Consider the following 7,631-nt stretch of genomic DNA (forward strand, 5'->3'; position numbering starts at 1 on the left):
TCACATCAAACAGCGCGTTTTCTCGAACTGTTAATTACATAATAAAGAGTCACATCTCACGTGTTCGGGCTTGTTCAACACTTGGGATAAGGACGCGGCTTCGCGCGGCCTATCCTTATTAGTTATGAACAATTTATGATTTGATAGCAAGTAGATTTCTTTCCACTATCTTTTGATTTTTTGCGCTTACCTTTAGTATGCGTTTCTGTTTAACAGACCAAACTTTATTGCCGAGGATTTTCCCACTTAACGATAGGTCTTTAGTGCTCACTAATTTAATGATCTTTTCCATGTCAGATTCATCTTGATTTAGACCTGAGATAATTACATCAGTATAAATATCCCAACCAATTGGCCTTAATAGCAAATGACCACCATCAATGCTATTTCTATAATCTATAACCATAGAATTGTCTTTAACTATTTGAGATAATTCAACGCTATTGTTAAAAGTAAACTCAAAAAAGTTCTTCACATAGTCAAATAAAAACTCGTACTCTCTGTAACGAAACTTTTCCAATTCTGATATTTTAACTTTGAGTTTATGCGCAGCTAATCGTTGAACATTATCGTAAATATTTACGATAGAGGTAATACTTGTTTTATCTCTAACAGGGCCTGAGCTAAATGATATATTTCTTTCATTAAAATAAGGGAATTCATTGCACTCTAATAATTTTCTTGTAATACAAGCTGCAATATCATCTTCATCTAGGGCAATAATTGCATCTTTACTAACCAATTTTGCTTTCTTATTTAAGGTCGTAAATAATCGTCTTGAACGAACTTTTCCACTTGGAGTATTGGAGTGAGCAACGATAATAACATTGATTAACTCTTCACCAATTGCATCATTTTTATCTACAGCACCTTTTATACCTGCAAGTCTATGTTGCCCATCAAGTGCAAAGAATTTTTCTTTTTTTGTTACAGATAAAAAGCCAATACAATCTTCTGCATAGTCGGGAAATTCTAATTGACTAGACTCATTGTTGTTAGGCCTTAAATTATCAACAGTATGCCAATTAGGGTCTCCATCATAAACCGCAACAACTAAAGAGTTAAAAAATCGATCCTCATTCTCAAGTAAGTAATTAGTTATTTCTTCCGCTCTGTCACTATTTAATTCTCTTTGAATTTTATCTGATAGTTTCTCTATCTGATGAAGCTGATCAGCAAAGCCTATAAGATCTGCTGCATCTGATAACCTCATCATGCAGGCATATGTTGTCCAGCTGCCCATAAAACCCCTAAGGCATGGTAATACTAGTCTTTTATCCATTATAATCTAACTCCTCTAAGCAAAGTCCGCACTTCAGCTGAGAAGTCCATTTGACAACAAGGTGGTACAAATACATCTGCTAAAATTCGCTCTACTGCAGACGTTGATTGCCCATTCGGTATAGTCGCATAATAATAGATTAGATGTTCCGAAAAATGCTTTATCAGTTTCTTCACTCTAGAACGGCTATAGTATCCCGATTTATTTACATAATCCCGAAACCTTTTAGCAATGGTGTTATCGGAATTTGTATCACCTGCTTTACCAACATACATTACATAAGAATTTCCTGGTAAATTCGCATTCTCGAAACTAACCATAAAAATGTAAACCCCTTGTTGATCTGGAAAATCATGAGCTTGATGGTCATTATATTTTACAGGAATCCAATTTAAATTAGGCAAACCCTCAGACCTTCTAACTAGCGTAGGGCATAATAAGAAAGGAAAACTATTTTTAAAAAATCCTAAGTAGGCTTCTCTGTGCTCCTCTTCATCTAAGTCGTCGATGTCATCATCGATCTCTTCGTAAATACTTTCCACAAAACCTCCATTAAAAAATGACTTACAGAATTGATCAATACTCGTTTGCTCATAACGTTTTAGTATTTGTGCGTTGCGCTGTTTGTATGACACAAACCGCTTGTTGGACTTGGCCGATGCCGAGTCCAGTTTAATGGGTACACTTTATGCTATAGGAATTTGTTTTTTTGATATTAGCTCTGTGCTACTAAACAATGTTGAATTGATTATGAGACTTGATTTGTATGTGTTCAATTTCAATTCCCTTTTCATAGTGGTGTTCCATCACATTTTTTAAATCTAGCGGATTCAATGAGGTTAATACACTCGATTGAACAGCCTTTAGCTCCGCGCAGCGGCTTAGTTCAATGGCGTTTTAGCGTGAATCCGGAAAACATTCACAGAATGCTACCAAAAACTTAACATCCATATTTCTTTAATTACCAATATTTTTAGTAACTTATCAGTTAAAATATCTCGAATCAATCACTCTTTAGTCTAGGCTGAAGGGTTATCGATAACTCACTTAACTGATAACTCATAAGTAAAATTGACAAATGCGCCTAAGTGGGGCGATACTAATTGGGCATTGGCAAAATCCAATGTCGGGATTCGAACCCCGCTTAATTCAAGGCGCAATTGTCGCCAGCCTTTAGAGCTGGTTTTTTATTGCGTGACTCGGCGCACCACTACTATGGTGGGCTGGGTGAGGCAGCCATTTGGCTGGCCGCTTCCTTGATGCGGTAGTTCGAACCTTGCTCAGCTCATCACCCAATGATTCGAACCGTTTGGTGATGATTACTCACGATATCAAGGAGTGTCACCCATGAACTTACAACAGTCTAAAAACTACCCTGCACAACTCGTTTTTATTAACGGCCAACAAACCATTACTAACTCACTGATCGTTGCCGATTATTTTGGCAAAAAACACTGTGACGTTTTACGTAAAATTGACCGCATTCTAGTCGATGCCCCAAGTGAATTTACGTCAACGCATTTTTGCGTCAACGTGCAAAATCAACAGGTTGGCACCAGTCAGCGCGATTTAAAGTGTTACCACCTGACCAAAGACGGTTTTATGTTTTTAGTGATGGGTTTTACCGGTGCCAAAGCTGCCGAACTTAAGATCAACTTCATCAATGCCTTCAACGAAGCCCAAAAGCGACTTAGCCGCACTCAACATCCGTTTGAGCGTCAGCGCATGATGTTTACATGGGAAGGCGGCAAAATAGTGAGCTCGCAACCGATACATGATGACCAGTTTGTCACCAGCCGCGATAAATTAGTGCAGTACATGCGCGAACCCCGCTTTTTATCACTTGAGCAATTGCTAGAAATCAGCGAAGCCGCAAACCAACAAATTGCGACATTAGCAAGATTGGCAGAGAAACAAGCCCGTTTACGCTAAAAACACCGCTAAACGCCCATAAAAATGGCTACATTAAGTAGCCATTTTTTGTTCGTAGTCCCGCCTTAAATTCTTGCTATGTGGATTTAGCTCCGAACAACACACTTAAATTCTATTTCGGCTTGCGCATCTGATTTAAATGGAACCATATCTTTTTGAGTTATTTTAATTATTTCTATAGTTTCATTTTTTGATTTACAATATTTATTAGCTTCTTTAATAGCATCAGCCTTTACAGCAGAACCTGTTACATCGAAACCTTTTTCAGAGCGTGAAATCAAAAAAGAATCATCCCCAAGAGGCACAACTCCTGAAGTATTTGCACAAGCAGAAACTAATAATATTAAACCAATACATACCTGAATTTTCATCTTAACTCCTTAGATGCAGAATATTTTGATATCTACATAGCTCCCCACTAAGAGGCAAATAATTGTTGGTTAAAATAAGCGAGGAACGAGTAAAAACCAACTATTATTGTCCTGCTTTAACGACTTGTTAGCTTTTATTTACATTCAACAATCATACGTTTATCTGCCCCAGTAAAAAGACCAGCTGAACGATCATTTTGATCTAAAATAGTATATCCCTTAGCACCACATTTTTCGCTAGCCTTTTCATAGCAATGAATCATGTTACCGCCAGAACAATTTATAGCATGACCTAATTTCCCATTGGCAGTAGTTATTGGAATACTTGTTGAGCATGCTGTGAGTGATGTTATTACGATTAAACTTGATAAAAATTTATTCATTTCTTTCCCTTTAAATGGTGTAGTAGTTATAAAAATATTTTATATATAAGAATAAATAATGTGAGTGATGTTAGTTATAAAACCTAACGCCTTGCTAAGCGGCGAAAAATAGTTGGCTAAAATTAGCGAGGAACGAGCAAAAGCCAACTGTTTTTGTCCGTTTAAGCAACTTGTTATAAATTACTTTCGATAATCATATGTATCTACAGTGATCTCACCTGCATGAACTTTATCATGGCAAACCTTACATACGACGAGTATATTTTCAGGAGTTGCTTGACCACCAAAGCTATAGTCCAAAATATGATGGCCATGAATCTCCAATTTTGATGGACATAATTCACAACCATAGCCTTCTCTTATTTTTGCTAATGCTATGGCTTTTCTGTGTTCACTAGATCTAACTGCCATTTTCAATTGATTCCAGTTTTAGGTTCAACGATGGCTCAGGAAGACCTATTTCTTCTGTTACACTTTCGATTACAGCCTCAAGAAACATTTCAACTGTGCTTTCATTGCCAGAGACAGATATTTTTAGATCTTTAGCTTTTGTGCTTTTTACATCTTTTTTTCTAACTTTACTAGGTACAGCCCGTATAGATTGACTATCAGGTAATAAACCAAGAACCTGAGCTTCTTTTTTAACTTGACTTAAAAAGTCCTCGGCTAGTTCATTAGAACCTGAAACACGAATTATTAGATCTTTTTCACTCATGCTATTTCTCAATTATGTTTATAATTAATCCCATTTCCTTTGCTTTTTTCTTTGCAATCTCTTTGAGTTTTTTTCGATCTTCAGGGGAGACCATTCGGTAAATAGCAGATCCCGTGACTTTAGAATTGGGTGCAATATCGGTAGTTTCTTTTTTAATTAGCTTACTCACCAGAGCTACCCCATATTTCTGATAGGTCATTCAGGTCAGCGTCTTTCGAAAGTTCAATAGAGCCAAAGCCTTTGGTTATTGCGAAAACATTAAAATCAACCACCTGTTCTGCTTCATCAAGCTTTAGAGTGTATATGACATATTCTCCACTTGACTTTTTCACATGGACTTGATTGGCATCTACTTTTACCACTTCGTCATTATCTTCTAATATCTCAAACTTCATTATGTCCATGATTTACTCCATGACTAAATTTGTAATTTATAACGTTTTAGTATTTATGCGTTGCGCTGTTTGCAAGGCATAAATCGCTTGTTGGACTTGGCCGTTGCCGAGTCCAGATTAATGGGTACACTTTATGCTAAAGGAATTTGCTTTTTTTGATGCAGGCTCTGAGCTGTAGAGCAGTTTGAACTGGCAATATGGCTTGGTTTGTACGTATTTCATTGAAATTCCCTTGTCATTATGGTGTTCCATCACATCTTTTTAAAGTCTAGCTGATTCAATGAGGTTAATACACACGATTGAGTCAGCATTTGGCGCAGTGGCTTAGTTAACGAGGCTGTAGAATAACTCCAACAGCCAAATTCAATTAAATAACGAGCTCCTGTAATTAACGCTAAGCGTTTTTAAAGCATTAGGTAATGCATTTTGACCCCATAAAACAGGCTGTTTTTCTTAAAAAAGAGAAATTCTACAGCCTCAACGCTAAGCTAAGCGACTAAGTACAATTTGCTAGAATGCGCGAAGCAAGAGCAAACTGTACGTGTCCGTTTCAGCAATTTGATAACTATATTTCGTCTCTGCTAAAATCTAGTATTTGTTGTCCAAAAACTTCTACTGCATTAGATGACATTTGATCATACAGACCTGACACCTCAATAAAGTCATTTCCTGCATCTGCAGCCTCGTCCTCATCTTCTGATGAAGCGTTTATAGCTTTTAAATGTGCCATTTCTTTAGATAGTGATTCTAGGATATACCTAGTCTCCCAATCATTAAGATTTACATTAAGCTCACGAATAACAGTCATTTACACTACCTCTTTTTTAAATACTTTTTGACATTTTAGCGCTAATTTAGATAGCAAACCAATAAATTCATCTAATGCCATATTAGAAGTGGGGCATACAGTATAGTGCCCAGGTCGATCGTTTATTAGTTTTAAACCTACTGGCATTTGTATACCTTTACCAATTTTCCAAACCCATCCTGACATAGGGGTCTTATCGAGGCGGCTCTTGGTTGATAATGAAATACCTTTCCCATTAGCAATAACAACACAGATACCATTTATTTCTGTTGTATTTACATCTTTAGGTCTTCTCACATTTGTTAATCGAGGTCCAGATGAGTTACCCAACCTAAATAGATCCTCTGGTGCAAAATACAAGTCTTCTTGTTTCATAAAATATCCTTATTAAGTACGAATTGTAGATTTATTGCTATAACGCCCGGCTAACCGCGCAAATGTTTGATGGCGATTTTCGTGCGTGTCTTTGCATAAAAGGTGACAGCGAATATTTGTCCGTTTAAGCCGCTTGATGTGGTTTATCTAATATCACTGAGGCTAATATTACTTATTTTATAAGCAATATTATCCAAAAATGATTTATTTATTTCGCTAGAATTACTGAATAATTGGTAGTTTGATTCAAGTAAATTTAACAATAACAATATTTCTTTTACGCCTGAATAAAACTGTTCATTAACTATTGTTCCAAGATCTACTCTCGATTCTATACACTTAGCCTTTAATTCTCCAAGTGGTATTCCAGTGAAACCTTGGAGCAGAATTAGATCATTTCTCTTAAGCTTTCGATCAAGAAACTTTATAGATATTTCATATTTCATTGGATTCTTTATTTCACATAACGTTTTAATATTTGTGCGTTGCGCTGTTTGAGTAGCACAAACCGCTTGTTGGACTTGGCCGATGCCGAGTCCAGGTTAATTGGTACGCTTTATGCTATAGGAATTTGCTTTTTTTGAGGCTAGATCTGGACTGTAGAGCAGTTTTGAATTGATTATGAGGCTTGATTTGTATGTGTTCAATTGCAATTCCCTTGTCATTGTGGTGTTCCATCACATCTTTTTAAAGTCTAACTGATTCCATGAGGTTAATACACTCGATTGAGTGAGCATTTATCTCCGCGCAGCGGCTTTACCTGCTTGGCCTTGTTAAGGTTTTCTATTTTACACCGCGATGCTTGTGCCTTGGTGAAATACCATTTTCCAACAATCATCATATTTTTTCCAAATGCTACTTCGACGGGAATATTTGCCCTTACATGAACTCGACGACCTGTGAAAGGACTTATAAGTCAACAAGCAAACATCAACTCCAATAAAGCTAAACTCAAAATCTTGACCTTTAGCTTCCCATCCGTTCTCTTTTGGCAATCTCTCCAGTACGTCTTGTAGATCTACAACAACACCTGCAGATGTAATTTCCCTAAACTCTGGAGCTAGCCGACTTTTAAGCTCAGAAACAGAACTTCGGACATCACTTCTAAATAGTGATTTTTCTAACTCTACTATCTGTGATGCGATATCCATAGAGACCTTAACGCCCCATTAAGAGGCAAATAATGGTTGGCTAAAATAAGCGACGAAGGAGCAAATAACCAACTGTTTTTTGTCCTTTTGAATGACTTGTTGAACGAAGCCGCTCTGCGGCAGAAAAGATAAAAGCCCATCTTTCTCACCATCATAAATACTTACTAGACCCTGCCTACCTTGGCATTACCTAGGAGTATCACCATGGAAACTCATGAA

General features: G+C 36.9%; 13 protein-coding genes. 1 reads left to right on the plus strand and 12 read right to left on the minus strand.

Annotated features, from left to right (window positions below):
- Positions 1-133 precede the first annotated feature (133 nt).
- Together H5125_RS21075 and H5125_RS21080 are read right to left on the minus strand one after the other, a co-directional pair.
- The gene (locus H5125_RS21075) at positions 134-1,282 is read right to left on the minus strand and encodes a DGQHR domain-containing protein (protein WP_182745355.1); all 1,149 of its coding nucleotides are present in this window, start codon (positions 1,280-1,282) and stop codon (positions 134-136) included.
- A complete protein-coding gene (locus H5125_RS21080; RefSeq protein ID WP_182745357.1) occupies positions 1,282-1,824 on the minus strand; it encodes a hypothetical protein in 543 nt (180 codons plus the stop codon). Before H5125_RS21080 ends, H5125_RS21075 begins: the two co-directional genes overlap by 1 nt.
- 805 nt (positions 1,825-2,629) lie before the next feature.
- Between H5125_RS21080 and H5125_RS21090 the strand changes: the two genes are divergently transcribed.
- Positions 2,630-3,214, plus strand: a complete 585-nt coding sequence (locus H5125_RS21090; RefSeq protein ID WP_182745361.1) for a Rha family transcriptional regulator — start codon at positions 2,630-2,632, stop codon at positions 3,212-3,214.
- Between the two features lie 86 nt (positions 3,215-3,300).
- Here the strand turns inward: H5125_RS21090 and H5125_RS21095 are convergent, their stop codons facing one another.
- The 10 genes from H5125_RS21095 to H5125_RS21140 all read right to left on the minus strand — a co-directional run bounded on the left by H5125_RS21095 (position 3,301) and on the right by H5125_RS21140 (position 7,412).
- Complete coding sequence (locus H5125_RS21095) at positions 3,301-3,585, minus strand: hypothetical protein (protein ID WP_059747192.1); 285 nt, start codon at positions 3,583-3,585, stop codon at positions 3,301-3,303.
- A 134-nt stretch (positions 3,586-3,719) separates the two neighbouring features.
- Positions 3,720-3,968: a hypothetical protein gene (locus H5125_RS21100; RefSeq protein WP_182745363.1), complete on the minus strand. Its 249-nt coding sequence runs from the start codon at positions 3,966-3,968 to the stop codon at positions 3,720-3,722.
- A gap of 180 nt (positions 3,969-4,148) precedes the next feature.
- The gene (locus H5125_RS21105) at positions 4,149-4,379 is read right to left on the minus strand and encodes an HNH endonuclease signature motif containing protein (RefSeq protein WP_182745365.1); all 231 of its coding nucleotides are present in this window, start codon (positions 4,377-4,379) and stop codon (positions 4,149-4,151) included.
- Positions 4,369-4,683, minus strand: coding sequence for a hypothetical protein (locus tag H5125_RS21110; RefSeq protein ID WP_182745367.1), 315 nt, complete (start codon positions 4,681-4,683; stop codon positions 4,369-4,371). The genes H5125_RS21105 and H5125_RS21110 overlap by 11 nt, the downstream gene beginning before the upstream one ends.
- A 1-nt stretch (position 4,684) precedes the next feature.
- Positions 4,685-4,852, minus strand: coding sequence for a hypothetical protein (locus H5125_RS21115; protein ID WP_182745369.1), 168 nt, complete (start codon positions 4,850-4,852; stop codon positions 4,685-4,687).
- On the minus strand, positions 4,845-5,087 hold the full coding sequence (locus H5125_RS21120) for a hypothetical protein (RefSeq protein WP_182745371.1): 243 nt from the start codon (positions 5,085-5,087) through the stop codon (positions 4,845-4,847). Before H5125_RS21120 ends, H5125_RS21115 begins: the two co-directional genes overlap by 8 nt.
- Before the next feature lie 556 nt (positions 5,088-5,643).
- A complete protein-coding gene (locus H5125_RS21125; protein WP_182745373.1) occupies positions 5,644-5,886 on the minus strand; it encodes a hypothetical protein in 243 nt (80 codons plus the stop codon).
- Positions 5,887-6,261 (minus strand): hypothetical protein, encoded by a 375-nt coding sequence (locus H5125_RS21130; protein WP_182745375.1) that lies wholly within the window; start codon positions 6,259-6,261, stop codon positions 5,887-5,889.
- Positions 6,262-6,404: 143 nt separating this feature from the next.
- Complete coding sequence (locus H5125_RS21135; RefSeq protein ID WP_182745377.1) at positions 6,405-6,707, minus strand: hypothetical protein; 303 nt, start codon at positions 6,705-6,707, stop codon at positions 6,405-6,407.
- Positions 6,708-7,049: 342 nt separating this feature from the next.
- Positions 7,050-7,412: a DUF4440 domain-containing protein gene (locus H5125_RS21140; RefSeq protein ID WP_182745379.1), complete on the minus strand. Its 363-nt coding sequence runs from the start codon at positions 7,410-7,412 to the stop codon at positions 7,050-7,052.
- Positions 7,413-7,631: the final 219 nt, after the last annotated feature.

The organism is Shewanella sp. SR44-4 (assembly GCF_014163715.1).
GTDB lineage: Bacteria > Pseudomonadota > Gammaproteobacteria > Enterobacterales > Shewanellaceae > Shewanella.

What these genes read in the sequence shown, in the direction of transcription:
- H5125_RS21125 (WP_182745373.1), bottom strand. Translation starts at nt 5,886, where the DNA reads ATGACTGTTATTCGTGAGCTTAATGTAAATCTTAATGATTGGGAGACT.
- H5125_RS21110 (WP_182745367.1), bottom strand. Translation starts at nt 4,683, where the DNA reads ATGAGTGAAAAAGATCTAATAATTCGTGTTTCAGGTTCTAATGAACTA.
- H5125_RS21140 (WP_182745379.1), bottom strand. Translation starts at nt 7,412, where the DNA reads ATGGATATCGCATCACAGATAGTAGAGTTAGAAAAATCACTATTTAGA.
- H5125_RS21135 (WP_182745377.1), bottom strand. Translation starts at nt 6,707, where the DNA reads ATGAAATATGAAATATCTATAAAGTTTCTTGATCGAAAGCTTAAGAGA.
- H5125_RS21130 (WP_182745375.1), bottom strand. Translation starts at nt 6,261, where the DNA reads ATGAAACAAGAAGACTTGTATTTTGCACCAGAGGATCTATTTAGGTTG.
- H5125_RS21075 (WP_182745355.1), bottom strand. Translation starts at nt 1,282, where the DNA reads ATGGATAAAAGACTAGTATTACCATGCCTTAGGGGTTTTATGGGCAGC.
- H5125_RS21105 (WP_182745365.1), bottom strand. Translation starts at nt 4,379, where the DNA reads ATGGCAGTTAGATCTAGTGAACACAGAAAAGCCATAGCATTAGCAAAA.
- H5125_RS21120 (WP_182745371.1), bottom strand. Translation starts at nt 5,087, where the DNA reads ATGGACATAATGAAGTTTGAGATATTAGAAGATAATGACGAAGTGGTA.
- H5125_RS21100 (WP_182745363.1), bottom strand. Translation starts at nt 3,968, where the DNA reads ATGAATAAATTTTTATCAAGTTTAATCGTAATAACATCACTCACAGCA.
- H5125_RS21095 (WP_059747192.1), bottom strand. Translation starts at nt 3,585, where the DNA reads ATGAAAATTCAGGTATGTATTGGTTTAATATTATTAGTTTCTGCTTGT.
- H5125_RS21090 (WP_182745361.1), top strand. Translation starts at nt 2,630, where the DNA reads ATGAACTTACAACAGTCTAAAAACTACCCTGCACAACTCGTTTTTATT.